Here is a 15538-nt window from a genome sequence, read left to right as displayed (position 1 = left end):
AAAAAATGGTTATAGAAAAAAATAGTGTAGTATCGATGTTTTATGAATTAAAGGATGCGAATACTAATGAAATTTTAGAGTCTAATATTAACGCCCAGCCTATTGCATTTATAGTTGGAAAAGGGCAAATTTTAGATAGTTTAGAAGAAGAAGTGATGAAGCTTGAATGCCCTTCAAATGCCGATGTGCTTATCAAAAAAGACAAGGCTTTGGGCGATTATGATGAAAGTGCGGTGCAAACCTTACCTAAGGAGCAATTTGCTGGTATCGATTTAAAAGTCGGTATGGAGCTTTTTGGCGAAGGTGAAGATGGGCAAACCGTGCGTGTAAGCGTAAAAGAGATAAATGATAATGAAGTAACAATAGATTACAATCACCCTTATGCAGGTAGGGATTTGCTTTTTTCTCTTAATATAGTCGATGCTAGAGAAGCTAGTGAAGACGAAATTTTAACAGGAATCATAGCTGGAAGTGGCGGCTGCTGCGGAAGCGGACACGGACATCATTATCACGGAGGCGGAGGCGGCTGCTGCGGAGGCGGCGGCGGAGGTTGTGGTTGCCACGGATGAGTTGCGCATTAATATTCCCCGGTCAAGGCTCTCAAAGCCTTGGTATGGGAAAGGACTTTTACGAAAATTCTCCAAAAGCGAAAGCTCTTTTAGATGAAGCTAGTGAATATAGCAAGATTGATTTTAAACGCCTACTTTTTACACAAAATGATGACTTAGCTAGGAGTGAATTTACACAGCCTGCGATTGTTTTAAGCTCATTAATGGCTTATGCTGCTTTGTTAGAAAAAAAGCCAGATTTTAGGCATAATTTTGCCTTGGGACATTCTTTGGGTGAATTTAGTGCTTTGGCGATTAATGGGGCTTTTGATTTTTTAGAGGCTATTGTTTTAGTCAATAAACGCGGAATTTATATGCAAGAAGATTGCGTTAAAATTGAAGCTGGTATGATGGTAATTTTGGGTTTAAGCGATGAAGTAGTGCAAGGTCTTTGCGAGTTAGCAAAGGCAGAGGGTAAAAGCATTTTTGCGGCAAATTATAATTGCGATGGGCAAATTGTCGTGGCAGGTTTAAAAGCACATTTGTTAGAATATGAAGCGAAATTTAAAGAAGCTGGTGCTAAAAGAGCTATGCTTTTAAATATGAGTGTGGCTAGTCATTGTCCGCTTTTAAATGAAGCGTCAATTAAGCTTAGCAAAGAGTTAGAAGGCGTTTTGAAGCCTAGTTTTTTACCTGTGATTTCAAATGTCAATGCTAAATCTTATGAAAGCAAAAGCGAAGCCTTAAATTTACTAAAAGCTCAGCTAATCTCTCCTGTGCTTTATAAACAAAGCATTTTAAATATACAAGATGAGGTCGATTATTTTGTCGAATTTGGAGCGAGTGTTTTAAAAGGTCTTAATAAAAAAATCACCACAAAAGAAACTTACGCTTTAACAAATTTAAATGAAGTTGATGAATTTTTAAAGGTTATACAATGAAAATAGCAATACTTGGTGCGATGCAAGAAGAAATCGCCCCTCTACTTGAAATTTTAAAAGACTATACAAGTGAAGAATATGCTAATAACACTTATTATTTTGCAAACTACAAGGGACACGAGCTTATTTTAGCTTATTCTAAAATCGGCAAGGTCAATTCTACTTTAAGTGCTAGCGTGATGATAGAGCGATATGGTGCGAAAACTTTGCTTTTTACGGGTGTAGCGGGTGCTTTTAATCCAAATTTAGAAATAGGTGATTTGCTTTATGCTAAAAGTTTGGTGCAATATGATTTAGACATTACAGCCTTTGGACATCCTTTAGGTTTTGTGCCGGGTAATGAAATTTTTATTAAAACAGATGAGCGTTTAAATACTCTCGCACTTGAAGTGGCTAAGGAGCTTAATATCAAGCTTAATGCAGGGATTATTGCAACGGGCGATGAATTTATTTGCGATGAGACAAAAAAGGCGAAAATTAGAGAAATTTTTAATGCCGATGCTTGTGAGATGGAAGGTGCTAGCGTGGCTTTAGTGTGTCAGGCTTTGAAAGTGCCTTGCTTTATTTTAAGGGCGATGAGTGATAAGGCTGGAGAAAAGGCAGAATTTGATTTTGATGAATTTGTAGTAAAGTCTGCTAAAATTTCTGCTAATTTTGTCCTTAAAATGTGCGATAAATTATGATAAATCTTAGCAAAAAACTTATAAGACAAGTTGCTCAGGCTAATGCGAAATTCAAACTCATAGAAGATAATGACAAGGTGCTTTTAGGACTTAGTGGAGGTAAGGACTCCCTAGCCTTAGCACATCTTTTAAAGCGTATGCAAGCCCACGCACCTTTTAAATTTGAGCTTGAGGCGGCGACTTTGAGTTATGGTATGGGGGAGGATTATTCCAAACTTCACGCACATTGCGAAGAACACGGAATTAAGCATAGTGTGATTGAGAGTAATATCTATGAAATTTCTGGCGATACGATTAGAGAAAATTCGAGTTTTTGTAGTTATTTTTCGCGTATGAGGCGTGGAGCTTTATATACTTATGCACTTGAAAAAGGTTTTAATAAGCTTGCAATTGCTCATCATTTAGACGATGCAGCAGAGAGCTTTTTTATGAATTTTATCCACAATGGTGCTTTAAGAACTCTTGCGCCCATTTATAAAAGCAAAAGAGGCATTACTATCATACGCCCTTTGATTTTCGTCCGCGAAAGGCAATTAAGAGACAATGCCACAATCAACGAGCTTGAAGTGATAGGCAATGAATTTTGTCCCGGTATGAAATTAAGCGAGAAAAATGTCAAATTTCCTCATGCAAGAGAAGAGGCAAAAGCTTTATTAAAAGAGCTTGAAAGTAAGCATCCTAAGCTTTTTACTAGTCTTAAAAGTGCGTTTTCGAATTTACACAGTGAGACTTTTTGGGAGAAAGGGGAATAGATGAAAAAAGCTTTTGTTTTGGTGGATTATCAAAATGATTTTATTGATGGGAGTTTAGGTTTTGAAAAGGCTCCTAGCATAAAGAGTGAAATTATAAGGCTCTTAAGTGAATTTGAGGGGGATTTACTCATCACTTTTGATACGCACGAAGAGGATTATTTAAAGACGAGAGAGGGGCAGAATTTACCCATTAAACACTGCATTAAAAACACTTTTGGTTGGGAAATGCCTAGCGAATTTGTTCCATTTTTATCGAAAGCGAAAAAAATCTTTCATAAAGATAGCTTTGGTAGCTTAGAACTTGCAAATTTCTTAGCAAAAAGCCCTTATGAAGAAATCCATTTTTGCGGACTTGTGTCACATATTTGTGTGTTTTTTAATATCATTTTAACCTTTTGCGCGAAGCCAAATGCTACCTTAATCTTACATAAAAATGCCACAACTAGCTTTGATGAAAGCTTAGAAAATCACGCTTTTGAACTTCTAAAAGCTTATGGCGTGAAGCTTGTGGAAAGTTAATTTTTTATAAGAAAAAATTGTTATAATACCTATTTTAATTAAAAGGATAGCGTGATGTTAAAAGAGCTTTTAGAAATCAAAAAAGAAATGGAACCTATTATCAAAGAAGCTAATGTCAAGCTTAATGTTTTGGCGCGTGAAGTTATCGTGCGTAAAAAAGAATATGAAATTTATGGTCCTATGGTCGATAGGGTTTATTTGGATAATGCTATTTATGTGAAAGTGATGTCAAGTGGGCGTGATGCTAAAAGTGATAATGTGCCGATTAAAAATGGCTTTTATATGGTTTTTGTCGCCCCTGAAAAAGAAAGCACTAAGGATATTAAAAACAAGCTAAAGCTTGCTTATGAGGGTGTTGATAATAAATTCATTTCAACACTCATTAGACAATGTCAAAGATTTAGAGAAATCATTTCTAAAATGCAAGCCACTCTTGGCAAAGCCTCGCAAATGAATGTTGTCGTGGAGACAAATTTAGGCGAAGCTTCGGCGGCTTTGAAATTTAACATTACCATTAAATACACAAAAGATAATCAAAAACTAACGCGTGAAAATAGCAAATCCGCAGGAAGTTTTAGAGATACAAAAACTTATATCAACCTCGTTGTTGAAAAAAGCACGGATTCTCGCATATGTGAAAAGCTGCTCGATGATGTGGAGAAATACTTCATCGGCGGTGGGTGATTAGGGCTTTAAACCTTTCGTTTCTTTTTTGACTACTTCGGCTAACATTTGGGGCATTTCATTTAAGATTTCTTGAAGATTTTCCCTCGTGTTGTGATCTTTTAACGCAAGTTTAAGATGGATATTTTTAGACTTTATCAAACCTTTGGAGCTTGAAATAAGCTTAAAATTGATATTTGCGTGAGCACTTACACTTTGCGTGATGAAGTAATTTGTAAGCTCAATGTAAAATTCATTAAGATTAATCACAATGAGATAATCCATAAATTGCGTATAAAGCTTATTTTTATCCTTTTCTTGTTTTAGAAAGGGAGCGACATTAACTAATTTTGCATTTTTAGGACTGAAATCTTGCAAAGTTTTTTGACTTTGATAAATTCCATTTGCAGTGGAATTTAGGAAATTAAGCTTTAAATTGCGTAAAGTTTTTTGCGTAAAAGTGCGTGAAAAATCTCTAGCATTAACCTTATGATTGTTTAAAAAATAATGAAATTTTTCATTAAAACTAAAAACTATACCATAATCAAGCACTTTATCTCTGCTAACCTGAAGTTCTTTTTTAGGCTTTAGCGTAGAGCTATCAAAAACAGCTTTTTGTTCATCAATGTGCTGTTTTGTAGTGTCTTGATTGAGGTCGATTAGCTCAAAGCTTTCTTCTTTTTCCATTTTGATAATTTGTTTTTGTGAAAATTCTGCTTGCAAAAGATTAGCAAAAATAAAAAGAATTAAAAATAAACGCATAGCTTTCCTTTGAGATTTTTGCAAAATTATAGCGAATTAATCGCCAAAATCTTGCAAAAAAGCCTTATTTGATACCGCGATGAAATAATCCGCCCTTAAATCTTTTTCATTGTAAGAAAGTAAAGTTTTATCAAATTTTCCCATAAAGCCACCATTTTGATTAAGTAAAAAATCTCCAGCAGCTATGTCCCAGATGTTTAGTTTTTCTTTGCGTCTATAAATTCCAGCCCTTCCTTCTAAAAGAGCGGTAAATTTAAGCCCAGAGCTTATATTTAAGGCTTTTAATTGATATTTTTTAGCAAATTCTTCATCTTCTTTACAAAGATGATTAATGCTTAAAAGTGCGGTATATTGATTTTTTTTAAAAAAAGTTTCATCGTTTTGAAGAAGACTTGCATTTTTATAAACTTTACTTTCTTTGTGTGCGTAAAAAACTTCATTTTTTTCAGGACTTTTGATAAGGGCTAAAATAGGGCGTTTTTGATGAATTAAGCTTATCATAATGCAGTATTCATCTTGTCCTTTTATAAAGCCTTTTGTGCCATCAAGAGGGTCGATGAGCCAAAAATACTCTAATTCTCGCCTTTCTTCATAACTTAAGATTTTTTCTTCAGAAAGAATTTTTAAATCCGTTTTTGCAAGAGCTTCGCTTAAAATTTCATTGGAGGCAAGGTCGGCTGAAGTAAGAGCCGTGCCGTCTTCTTTGGATAGAATTTTAAGATTTTCTTTTTCTTTTAGTATAGCTTTAGATGCTTTTTCTGCAGCGTCTAGAGCCAAATTTAAATAAGAGTCTAAATTCATTTTTCTACTTCACCTAGATAAAGTTGTCTTGGGCGGACTATTTTGAGGCTTTCTTGTTCTTTTTGCTCGATCCATTGTGCGATCCATCCGGGCGTTCTACCGATAACAAAAAGTGTGGCAAACATTTCATTTGGAATCCCTAACGCCTTTAAGATCAAGCCGCTGTGAAAATCAACATTGGGATAAAGATTTCTTTGCACGAAATAATCATCTTGTAGAGCGATTTCTTCGATTTTAGTGGCGACTTTAATGAGATTAGTATCAATGTCAAGCTCGTCAATAAGCTGGTCTCTAAGCTTTTTAAGCACCTTAGCGCGCGGGTCAAAATTCTTATAAACCCTATGTCCAAAACCCATAAGTCTAAAAGGATCATTTTTATCCTTAGCTTTTTTGATAAATTCATCAACCCTATCAGGTGTGCCTATCATTTCAAGCATACGAATGACGCCCTCATTGGCTCCGCCGTGTGCGTGTCCCCAAAGCGCACCAATGCCCGCACTAATACAAGCATAAGGGTGAGCGTGCGTTGAGCCAACTGCACGAACTGTCGATGTTGAGGCATTTTGCTCGTGATCTGCGTGAAGCATAAACACTGTATCTAAAGCTTTAATTTCAATCGGTCTTAATTTCACATGGTCGTAAGGATAGGTGCGAAGCATATATAAGAAATTTTCGGTAAAGCCCCTATCTAAATTGGGATAAGCCATAGGAAAGCCATTTTTGTAACGATAAGCAGTGGCGACTATGGTAGGAATCTTAGCAACAATGCGTGCTGCCATTTCCATATATTCTTCTTTAACATTCATATTTAAATGATCAGGATAAAAGGCTGAAAGTGAAGAAACTGCCCCTTGTAAAACCGCCATAGGATGGGCATTATCTGGGAAAGCGTCAAAGAGTTTATGCATCCCCTCGTGGATAAAAGAGCGTTTTTTAAGTTCGTAGCGGAACGACTCCAACCTACCCTCATCGGGTAATTCTTTATAGAGCAAAAGATGAACCACATCTAAAAAAACTTTATTTTCCGCAAGCCACTCAATAGGATAACCGCGATGTTTCAAAATGCCCTTTTCGCCGTCAATGTAGGTGATTTGCGATTTGCAGGTAGCAGTAGAGGTCAAGCCTTCATCGTAGCAAAACATACCTGTTTGCTTATAAAAGCTTGACATATCGACAACGCTAGGTCCTAAAGTCGCATTGTAAATAGGAAATTCACAGCTTTTGCCATTTCTATTATCTATTAGAGTTATGGTGTTTGACATTAATTATCCTTTCATTTTAGTTTATTTATTATTGTAACAAATAAGCAAAATTTAGAGCTTTTTAAAAAATAATTTACAAAATATTTATTTTTATGTGAGTAAGAAAGTAACATATTTTTAAGGCTATTTGCAAGAATTTGCAAGAATTTTAATCATACTCATCACCAAAACAGCCTCTAAAAATGCTGTTAAAATCAAAGCTGAATAAAGATTTGCCGTGATGAGTTTAGCCGAATAAGAAAGCGTAGCCGTAGCGATGAGTAAGGTTAGTGGCATAGAGTGGCTTAGAGCAAAAAGAAGCATATTTTTAAAACCCATTTTTTTATAAAAAGTAAGAGCACTTACCACCCTTAAAATAATCATTGAAAACATTAATAAAAATGCTTGCAAAACGATTTCATAATTTAAAAGTAAAGAAAGATTGAAGGTTGTGCCGATGTAAAGAAAAAAAATGGGGATTAAAAAACCATAACCAAAGCTTGAGAGTTTATGCTCTAAGTCTTTTTTGTGATTAAAAAAAGTCGCAATGAAAGAACCGGCGATAAAAGCTCCTAACACAATTTCTAGTCTGGTAATCATCATAGCCACCACGATAAAGATAAAAATCGCCACACAAAATCTTATATCTTTTTCGTTTTTATCCTCCCAAGGCATTAAGAGAGTTTGAAGCTGCGGATACCACCAAAAAAGCACCTTAAGAAATTTGAAACTCACAATGCAAAGAGCTAGGAAAAGATTAAGATATAAGATGCTTTTAGCGACATCAAGCGCACTTGTGCCTTCGTTTAAAAAAGCACCCACTAAGGTCAAAAGCACTATGGATACAACCTCAGCTAAAGTTGCCACTAGCATAGAGACATTAAGCCAGTAGCACTCCTTGCCAAAATCTTTATAAAGTATGGATAAAAGTCCCACACTCATCACAGGGATAATTAAAATAAAAATATAATGCAGCCCAAAAATCCACACCAGCAAAGAAGAAAGTGTATAAAGTAAAAGAATATAAATAAGGCTTTTTTGTGCTAGTTTTTTATCCATACTAAATAAATGATGTAAATTCACTTCCATACCAGCGATAAACATAAGATAAGCAAAGCCTATATTTGCTAAAAGCTTAAAATTTTCACTCTCTAAGGCAAATCCAAAATACGCCACCAAAGCCCCGAGCATAATTTCAGTCGCTGAAAGGCTAAGGCGTAGAATTTTTGCTATATGTGGCGATAAAAGCAAACAAATAGCGATAATAATAAGAATTTTAAGATCGATAAGATTTTGCGGGTCAATGACACTCGGATGCAAAGCTAAATCCCATTTCTCTAAGCTTTAAAATATCTTTACTTGGCTCTTCTCCTTTGGTTGTAAGATAATCTCCCACCACAATAGCCCCGGCTCCTGCTTCAAAAATTTCATATTGCCTATCTTTAAGCACCACTTCACGCCCTCCAGCGACCATTAAAACGGAATTTGGTAGATCCTTTTTACTATCTTTGATGATTTGCAAAGCTTCATCAGCACTTAATTTTGGCACTTTCAAATTCAAATTTTCATTAGCGATGAAAAAATTAATCGGGCTTGAAAAAGGCTCAAGCTCCTTTAAGGACTTTCTAAAGCTTATTCTATCTGCCTCACTCTCACCCATACCATAAATTCCCCCACAGCAAAGCATAAGCCCAGCTTCTTTGGCATTTAAATTTGTCTCAAAACGACTCTCCCAAGTGTGTGTTGTGCAAATTTGTGGGAAAAATTCGCGTGAGCTTTCAAGATTGTGATTGTAAGAAAAAATTCCAGCTTTTTTAAGCTCTTTTAACTGTTCCACACTAGCCTTGCCATTACAGGCGATTAGAAGTAAATTTGGCTCTTCTTTTTTTACGGCGTGAGCTGCTTCGCAAACATATTCTAATTTTTCATCATCAAGCCCTAGCCCAGCAGTAACAAGACAAAATCCTAAGGCTTCGTTTTTCTTAGCCATTTTAGCTTCATAAACGATTTGAGCGATTTCTTTGCGGCGATATTTTTGAATTTTTGTTTTGACAAAGGCACTTTGGGTGCAGTATTTGCAGTCTTCAGAGCAATTTCCACTCGCGATATTACAAATAGCACAAAGCATAATTTGCATAATTTCTCCTTTTTGCGCGTATTGTAGCAAATTTTTTTAAAGGATTATGACTTCATTTTCAAGCAAAATTCCAAATTCCTCAAAGACTCTTTTTCTTGCAAACTCGATAAGAAAAAGTGCGTCTTCAAAGCTGGCGTTTTTTTGATTGATGAGAAAATTTGCGTGCTTTTCGCTTAATTTTGCGTCATTTTTTCTAAAGCCTTTAAGTCCCACTGCTTCAATTAAACGCCCCGCATAATCATCTTTAGGATTTTTAAAGATAGAGCCAAAACTAGCACCGCTTGGCTGATTAGACCTGGCGAGTTTTAAAGTCTTATCTTTTTCGTAATCAAAGCCAAATTCAAGCTTAAATTCCGCCCAAAAAAAGGGCATTTTAAGGGGATTAAAGCGGTAGGAAAAGTTTATTTCATCGCGTTTTATTTCCCCTTTTGCTGTCATAATTTTGCTTAAATTTGTGCTAATATTACAATCTTTAAGTCCCGCATTCATTTTTAAAAGTCCGCCAAGTTTGCCCGGGATTTTAGTAAGGAATTCAAAGCCTTTTAAATTATGCTTTTTGGCAAATTGATATATGGTGCTTGATTTAGTTGCACAGCCTATTTGAAGCGTGATAAAATCTGCGTTTTTATCGAGAATTTTGATAAAATTAAATTCCTCTCCTAAAATGCCCATTTTTTTAGGCTCTGGGCTTATTAAAATATTATTAGCTCCTCCTATTATAAAGCCGTCAAATTCACGCACATTATCTAAAACTTCGACTTCAAAAGCTTGTCCTATACGCACGGAGGAGTATTTTTTAAAATCTATAATCATTTGATAAAAGTTGGAATTTGATTGAGTATATTTGCGGTAAAATCAATCATCGTTGAGGTCATCCACGGCATTAAAAAGATGATTACAACGACGACTAAGATGATTTTAGGCACGAAAGAAAGCGTCATTTCATTAATTTGCGTGGTCGCTTGAAAGATGCTAATGATAAGCCCCGCGATAAGCCCCGCTAAAAGCATAGGTAAAGAAAGTAAAAGAGTAACCTTAAAAGTCGCTACGCCAAGTGCCACGAGAGTGCTTTCTTCCATACTTTTCCTTTATAAATTCCTAGCTTGTTCATATTCGCTAGGGATAAGATAATCGTTTGCTTTTAGAATTTTATCATAAAATTTATAATCATAGCCCAGTTTAAAGAGCATATCTAGGGCTTGAAATTGAATTTCACTCATCGAAATGGAATTATGATTTGCATAAAGATTAAGATAGGTTTCAAGTTTAGCTTCATCGACGCGGATTAAACCTCTTTCTAGTAGCATAGGGGCTAAAATGCGGCGGTTATGATGTGCTAAAAATACGGCTTTTGTAAGATCTTTTTCTATCTTAATCGCATCGCTTAAAGGCAAAGAGCGTCTTAAAGCCATACCTCCAAGTGGTAGGGGCAAATTTTCTTTAACAAGTTCTAGCCATATATCCCAAAGTTCAGCTTCCACGCATAAATTTGTATCAAATTCTAAAATGCTTTCGTGGATTAAAACCCCCGCATCAACTTCATCATTTAAAACAGCCTTTTCTATCTCTAAGAAATTTTTATAAATAATTCTTGCTTCTGGGTATTTAATGCGGAAAATAAGGGCGTTTGTCGTGTTTGCACCGCTTAGGGCGACCTTAAAATTGCGTTTTAAAATTTTATCTTTTTTCTTAATAAGCTTTGGTCCATAGCCCTCACCAAAACTTACAGCCGTGCGTAAAAGTGCATAGTCCTTAGCGATAAGCGGATAAAGTGCAAAAGAAATCGCCGTAGCGTCAAATTCGTTTTTAAGAGCGAGATCGTTAAGAGTTTGGATATCTAGGGCTTGATGATGATATTTAAAGCTTTTTACCCAGCCAAATTCAATAGCCATATACATAAAAATATCATCAGCGTCAGGAGAGTGAGCGATGTGAATTTCTTTCATAATTTTTCCTAAGTATTTTATTTGGCAATAAATTATTATTTTTATTTGGTTAGAATTCTAGCCATATTTTTTAAATTTTAAGGACAATTATGGACGATAATAAGAAAAAATCTTTAGACGCAGCCTTAAAAAGCCTTGATAAAGCCTTTGGGAAAGGGACGATTTTAAGGCTTGGGGATAAGGAGATTGAGCAAATTGATAGCATAGGCACAGGCTCTGTGGGGCTTGATTTAGCTTTGGGTATAGGAGGTGTTCCTAAGGGGCGTATTATAGAAATTTATGGACCTGAAAGCTCGGGTAAAACGACTCTCACACTTCATATCATTGCCGAGTGTCAAAAGGCTGGAGGCGTGTGTGCCTTTATCGATGCCGAACACGCTTTAGATGTGAAATATGCTAAAAATTTGGGCGTGGATACAGATAATCTTTATATTTCTCAACCTGATTTTGGTGAGCAAGCTTTGGAGATTGTGGAGACTATTGCTAGGAGTGGGGCTATTGATTTAATAGTCGTAGATAGCGTGGCAGCACTCACGCCTAAGGCGGAGATTGATGGAGATATGGGAGATCAGCATGTGGGTCTTCAAGCGCGTTTGATGAGTCAAGCCTTAAGAAAACTTACGGGTATAGTGCATAAGATGAATACTACGGTGATTTTTATCAATCAAATTCGTATGAAAATCGGTGCTATGGGTTATGGCACTCCTGAAACGACTACGGGCGGAAATGCTTTGAAATTCTACGCTTCTGTGCGTCTTGATGTGCGTAAGGTGGCGACTTTAAAGCAAAATGAAGAGCCTATTGGTAACCGCGTTAAGGTTAAGGTCGTTAAAAATAAAGTCGCACCACCTTTTAGAGTGGCGGAATTTGATGTGATGTATGGAGAGGGTTTGAGTCGTGAGGGTGAGTTGATTGACTATGGGGTCAAGCTTGACATTATCGATAAAAGTGGAGCGTGGTTCTCCTATAAAGATAAAAAACTTGGTCAAGGTAGAGAAAATTCTAAGGCATTCTTAAGGGAAAATCCAGAACTTGCCGATGAAATCACAAAAGCCATACAAAATTCTATGGGTATAGAGGGTGTGATGAGTGATAATAGCGAAGAAGAGGAGGAATAAATGTTGATTATCGAAGATGTAAGAGCCTTTGAGGTTTTGGATAGCAGGGGTAATCCTAGCGTTAAAGCGGAAGTGATTTTAAGCGATGGAAGCTCAGGCTCTGCCATAGTGCCAAGTGGAGCTAGCACAGGTTCTAAGGAGGCTTTGGAGCTTAGAGACGGAGAGGCTAGATTTGGCGGAAAGGGTGTTTTAAAGGCTGTTTCTAACATTAATGAAAATATAGCCGATGAAATTACAGGGCTTGACGCCTTTAATCAAACTCAGCTTGATACCATTTTACGCGAACTTGACGGAACGAAAAATTATTCTAAACTTGGAGCAAATGCGACTTTGGGTGTTTCTATGGCAAATGCAAGAGCGGTGGCGAATTCTTTAGGTATGCCACTTTATCGCTATTTAGGTGGAGCAAATGCTAGCGTTTTGCCTGTGCCTATGTGTAATATCATAAATGGCGGAGCACATGCGAATAATAGTGTTGATTTTCAAGAATATATGATTATGCCTTATGGTTTTACTAGCTTTAAAGAGGGTTTAAGGGCGGTTTGTGAAATTTATGCCATTTTGAAAAAAGAATTGGCAAATGGCGGACATCCGACTGCTTTAGGTGATGAGGGCGGCTTTGCACCTAATTTAGCAAACAATACAGAGCCTATTGAGTTTTTAATGACTTGCATTAAAAAGGCGGGGTATGAAAAGCAAATTAAAATCGCTCTTGATGTCGCTAGCACGGAATTTTATAAGGATGGTAAGTATCATTTAGAAGGTAGGACTTTTACGAGTGATGAGCTAATTGCGCGTTATGTGGAGCTTTGTGCGAAGTATCCTATTTGCAGTATTGAAGATGGTTTAGCGGAAAATGATTTTGAGGGGTGGATTAAACTCACAAAAGAGCTGGGAGCTAAAATTCAGCTTGTAGGAGATGATTTATTTGTAACAAATGAGGAAATTTTAAAAGAGGGTATAGAGAAAAAAATGGCAAATGCCATTTTAATCAAGCCTAATCAAATCGGCACACTCACGCAAACTATGCGAACTGTGCGTCTAGCACAAAGAAATAATTATAAGTGCATTATGTCGCATCGTTCAGGTGAGAGTGAGGATGCTTTTATCGCTGATTTTGCGGTGGCTTTAAATACGGGGCAGATTAAAACAGGTGCGCCAGCAAGGGCGGATAGAACGGCTAAGTATAATAGATTGCTTGAGATTGAGCTTGAAAATGATGAATATTTAGGAGAGGGACTCTGAGCGATTTATTAAAAGAATATGATGAAAGCACTAAGAAAAAAGGCTTTTATGCACAAATTTTTAAAATGTGCTTTCTTTCTTTAATTGTGATTGTGGGGGCGATTTATTTTGGCAATATGTTCTTTGGGCAGTATTCTTTAGATACTATGCTTTCTTTAGAATCAATGAAAAGAGAGTTAAATAGACAAATTTTACTTCTTAAAGAACAAAATGCTAAAGCGCAAAAAGAATATTTTGAATTACAAGGACTTGACCCTGATGAAAAAAAATAGATGGATTTTATTTTTCTTGATTTTTAGTTTTGCTTATGCAAATGATAATCCTTTTAGCGGTGAGCAAAATGTTAGTATCATTACCCCTTCATCTTTTACGAGAAGTGATGTGAAATTTAATTCTAATGCGAGAATTTTAAAAAGTGTTAGTTTTAATTATATCAATTTAGACGGCACAGAAGAAACTCTCGTGCTAGATGTGAATAAAAGCATAGATTGGCACGATACTTATACTATAATGCGTTCTAAAAGCCCTGAACCATCTAAAATCCTAGATGTTTCTGTAACAATACCTAGTAAGGGTAATGCAGACTCAAATCTTTCTATCGATGTGGAACTTCCAATTCAAAGTGGAAGCATAGATAAGCTTTTAACTTATAGTGTCTATAAAAATAAAATTCGTCTTAATGCAAATGACGAGCTTGTGTCCGATTTTTCCATAGGTAATCCTAGCAAAATCGTAATGGACTTTAAGTCAAATGTCATCAGCCCTAGCAAGGCTGTGAGGATAAAAAATTCCTTTTTTAAAAGGCTAGATTTCGGTTCTCATAAGGGCTATTATCGCTTAGTTTTATATTTAGATGGCAAGTATAATTATAAGATAGAAAAAGATGCGAGTGGCTATACAATCTTTATTTTGTAGATTTTTTATTTTTATTTTTTTGATTAATTTTGTCTTAGCCGATGAATTATTATTACTCAATAAATTTGATCAAAAAGCTTTTAAAGATGCAAATTTGAGCGAGTATTTAATGAGCGAAAAGCTTGATGGAGTGCGGGGAATTTGGGATGGAAAAGGCTTTAAAAGCCGAAAAAATTATCCCATAAAAAGCCCTGAATTTTTTAGGGCAAATTTTCCTTCTTTTGTGCTTGATGGAGAGCTTTATTTGGGTAAAAATTCTTTCGATACTCTTTCTGCTTTGCTGCGTAAAGATGATGAGAAAAACACTCTTTGGAGAGATGTTACTTATAATGTTTTTGATGTGCCAAATGCCTGTGAAGAATTTAAGCTTAATCCCTGCTCTCTCAAAAATAGGTTAAGTATTTTAGAAAAATATTTAGAAAAATATCCAAATTCTTACATTAAAATTATCCCTCATTTTGAAATTCAAAGTCAAGAACATTTAGAGCAATTTTATCAAAAGGTGCTAAAAGAAGGTGGAGAGGGGCTTGTGATTAGAAAAAATAATGCTCCTTATGAGAAAGGACGCACTAATAATGCCCTAAAACTTAAGCCTTATGAAGATGCAGAGTGTAAAGTCGTAGGATATACGCAAGGAAGGGGCAAATTTGAAGGTATGGTGGGGGCTTTGCTCTGTCAAATGCCAAATGGTAAAATTATCAAAATCGGCTCAGGCTTAAAAAACAAAGATAGGGCAAATCCTCCGCAAATAAATGCCATTATCACCTATAAATTTAGCGGATATACTAAAAATAATTTGCCGCGTTTTCCTATATTCTTACGCCTTAAAGAGCCTCCGTCCTTACAATAAGACTTTGTGGAAGTTTAAAAAGGTGGATTAATTCTTCTTCTTTTTGACGCATTTCGCCCTTGTCTTTTTCGTGGTCAAAGCCTAGTAGATGAAGCATAGCGTGGATAAAAAGTAGGGAAATTTCATCTTTTAAGCTATGATGAAATTCCTTAGCTTTTTCTTGTGCTAGAGTTTTGTTAATGACTATGCTGCCAAGCGGGAGAGCTTCATTTATAGCTTGCAGGGGAAAGGACAATACATCTGTGCTTTTGTTTTTATTTCTATGTTTTAAATTTAACTCTCTCATCTCTTCATTTTCTACGAAGATAAGCTCGACATCTTTAGGACTTAAAGTATTGGCTATGTCTTGTAAAAATTCGCAATTTTCTTCACAAAGTATCACTAAAAGCCTTTAAATTTGAATTATTTAAAAAAAGG

Annotated in this window: 20 protein-coding genes; 11 read left to right on the top strand and 9 right to left on the bottom strand. The window is 35.9% G+C overall.

The window, feature by feature from the left end; genetic code table 11:
• Positions 1 to 5 precede the first annotated feature (5 nt).
• Genes EL158_RS08045 through EL158_RS08020 form a run of 6 tightly spaced genes read left to right on the top strand, consistent with a single transcriptional unit; the run spans position 6 to position 4127 of the window.
• Positions 6 to 569, top strand: coding sequence for an FKBP-type peptidyl-prolyl cis-trans isomerase (locus tag EL158_RS08045; RefSeq protein ID WP_027304220.1), 564 nt, complete (start codon positions 6 to 8; stop codon positions 567 to 569).
• A complete protein-coding gene (gene fabD / locus EL158_RS08040) occupies positions 566 to 1489 on the top strand; it encodes an ACP S-malonyltransferase (RefSeq protein WP_027304221.1) in 924 nt (307 codons plus the stop codon). The genes EL158_RS08045 and fabD overlap by 4 nt, the downstream gene beginning before the upstream one ends.
• Positions 1486 to 2172: a 5'-methylthioadenosine/adenosylhomocysteine nucleosidase gene (locus EL158_RS08035; protein WP_004278011.1), complete on the top strand. Its 687-nt coding sequence runs from the start codon at positions 1486 to 1488 to the stop codon at positions 2170 to 2172. Before fabD ends, EL158_RS08035 begins: the two co-directional genes overlap by 4 nt.
• The gene (locus tag EL158_RS08030) at positions 2169 to 2924 is read left to right on the top strand and encodes a tRNA 2-thiocytidine biosynthesis TtcA family protein (protein ID WP_027304222.1); all 756 of its coding nucleotides are present in this window, start codon (positions 2169 to 2171) and stop codon (positions 2922 to 2924) included. Before EL158_RS08035 ends, EL158_RS08030 begins: the two co-directional genes overlap by 4 nt.
• Positions 2925 to 3443 carry a cysteine hydrolase family protein gene (locus EL158_RS08025; protein ID WP_027304223.1) on the top strand — a complete coding sequence of 173 codons (519 nt, stop codon included), beginning with the start codon at positions 2925 to 2927 and terminating at the stop codon, positions 3441 to 3443.
• Between the two features lie 54 nt (positions 3444 to 3497).
• Entirely contained in the window at positions 3498 to 4127 is a 630-nt protein-coding gene (locus EL158_RS08020; RefSeq protein ID WP_027304224.1) for a hypothetical protein, read from the top strand.
• Here the strand turns inward: EL158_RS08020 and EL158_RS08015 are convergent, their stop codons facing one another.
• The 8 genes from EL158_RS08015 to EL158_RS07980 all read right to left on the bottom strand — a co-directional run bounded on the left by EL158_RS08015 (position 4128) and on the right by EL158_RS07980 (position 10993).
• Positions 4128 to 4868: a hypothetical protein gene (locus tag EL158_RS08015; RefSeq protein WP_027304225.1), complete on the bottom strand. Its 741-nt coding sequence runs from the start codon at positions 4866 to 4868 to the stop codon at positions 4128 to 4130. It abuts the gene before it with no gap.
• A 36-nt stretch (positions 4869 to 4904) separates the two neighbouring features.
• Entirely contained in the window at positions 4905 to 5669 is a 765-nt protein-coding gene (locus EL158_RS08010; protein WP_027304226.1) for a 3'(2'),5'-bisphosphate nucleotidase CysQ family protein, read from the bottom strand.
• Complete coding sequence (locus tag EL158_RS08005) at positions 5666 to 6931, bottom strand: citrate synthase (protein WP_027304227.1); 1266 nt, start codon at positions 6929 to 6931, stop codon at positions 5666 to 5668. Before EL158_RS08005 ends, EL158_RS08010 begins: the two co-directional genes overlap by 4 nt.
• Positions 6932 to 7054: 123 nt before the next feature.
• Entirely contained in the window at positions 7055 to 8230 is a 1176-nt protein-coding gene (locus tag EL158_RS08000) for a cation:proton antiporter (protein WP_027304228.1), read from the bottom strand.
• Positions 8211 to 9047 (bottom strand): biotin synthase, encoded by an 837-nt coding sequence (locus EL158_RS07995; RefSeq protein WP_027304229.1) that lies wholly within the window; start codon positions 9045 to 9047, stop codon positions 8211 to 8213. The genes EL158_RS08000 and EL158_RS07995 overlap by 20 nt, the downstream gene beginning before the upstream one ends.
• 36 nt (positions 9048 to 9083) lie before the next feature.
• A complete protein-coding gene (locus EL158_RS07990) occupies positions 9084 to 9860 on the bottom strand; it encodes a UDP-N-acetylmuramate dehydrogenase (RefSeq protein WP_027304230.1) in 777 nt (258 codons plus the stop codon).
• Positions 9857 to 10126, bottom strand: a complete 270-nt coding sequence (fliQ, locus tag EL158_RS07985; RefSeq protein ID WP_004278001.1) for a flagellar biosynthesis protein FliQ — start codon at positions 10124 to 10126, stop codon at positions 9857 to 9859. The genes EL158_RS07990 and fliQ overlap by 4 nt, the downstream gene beginning before the upstream one ends.
• Positions 10127 to 10135: 9 nt before the next feature.
• On the bottom strand, positions 10136 to 10993 hold the full coding sequence (locus tag EL158_RS07980; RefSeq protein ID WP_027304231.1) for a menaquinone biosynthesis family protein: 858 nt from the start codon (positions 10991 to 10993) through the stop codon (positions 10136 to 10138).
• Between the two features lie 89 nt (positions 10994 to 11082).
• Between EL158_RS07980 and recA the strand changes: the two genes are divergently transcribed.
• The 5 genes from recA to EL158_RS07955 all read left to right on the top strand — a co-directional run bounded on the left by recA (position 11083) and on the right by EL158_RS07955 (position 15121).
• Positions 11083 to 12111: a recombinase RecA gene (recA, locus tag EL158_RS07975; RefSeq protein WP_004277999.1), complete on the top strand. Its 1029-nt coding sequence runs from the start codon at positions 11083 to 11085 to the stop codon at positions 12109 to 12111.
• Positions 12112 to 13356: a phosphopyruvate hydratase gene (eno, locus tag EL158_RS07970; protein WP_027304232.1), complete on the top strand. Its 1245-nt coding sequence runs from the start codon at positions 12112 to 12114 to the stop codon at positions 13354 to 13356.
• A gap of 65 nt (positions 13357 to 13421) precedes the next feature.
• On the top strand, positions 13422 to 13628 hold the full coding sequence (locus EL158_RS07965) for a hypothetical protein (RefSeq protein ID WP_004277997.1): 207 nt from the start codon (positions 13422 to 13424) through the stop codon (positions 13626 to 13628).
• On the top strand, positions 13615 to 14271 hold the full coding sequence (cgpA, locus tag EL158_RS07960; RefSeq protein WP_027304233.1) for a glycoprotein CgpA: 657 nt from the start codon (positions 13615 to 13617) through the stop codon (positions 14269 to 14271). The genes EL158_RS07965 and cgpA overlap by 14 nt, the downstream gene beginning before the upstream one ends.
• A complete protein-coding gene (locus EL158_RS07955; RefSeq protein WP_034955984.1) occupies positions 14240 to 15121 on the top strand; it encodes a DNA ligase in 882 nt (293 codons plus the stop codon). The genes cgpA and EL158_RS07955 overlap by 32 nt, the downstream gene beginning before the upstream one ends.
• On the opposite strand, the gene ybeY is transcribed toward EL158_RS07955, so the two are convergent.
• A complete protein-coding gene (gene ybeY / locus EL158_RS07950; protein WP_027304235.1) occupies positions 15096 to 15503 on the bottom strand; it encodes an rRNA maturation RNase YbeY in 408 nt (135 codons plus the stop codon). The two genes, EL158_RS07955 and ybeY, sit on opposite strands and share 26 nt — an antisense overlap.
• Positions 15504 to 15538 lie beyond the last annotated feature (35 nt).

Source organism: Campylobacter upsaliensis (assembly GCF_900637395.1).
In the GTDB taxonomy this organism is placed as follows: domain Bacteria; phylum Campylobacterota; class Campylobacteria; order Campylobacterales; family Campylobacteraceae; genus Campylobacter_D; species Campylobacter_D upsaliensis.
This window is presented reverse-complemented; position numbering and strand designations above follow the sequence as displayed.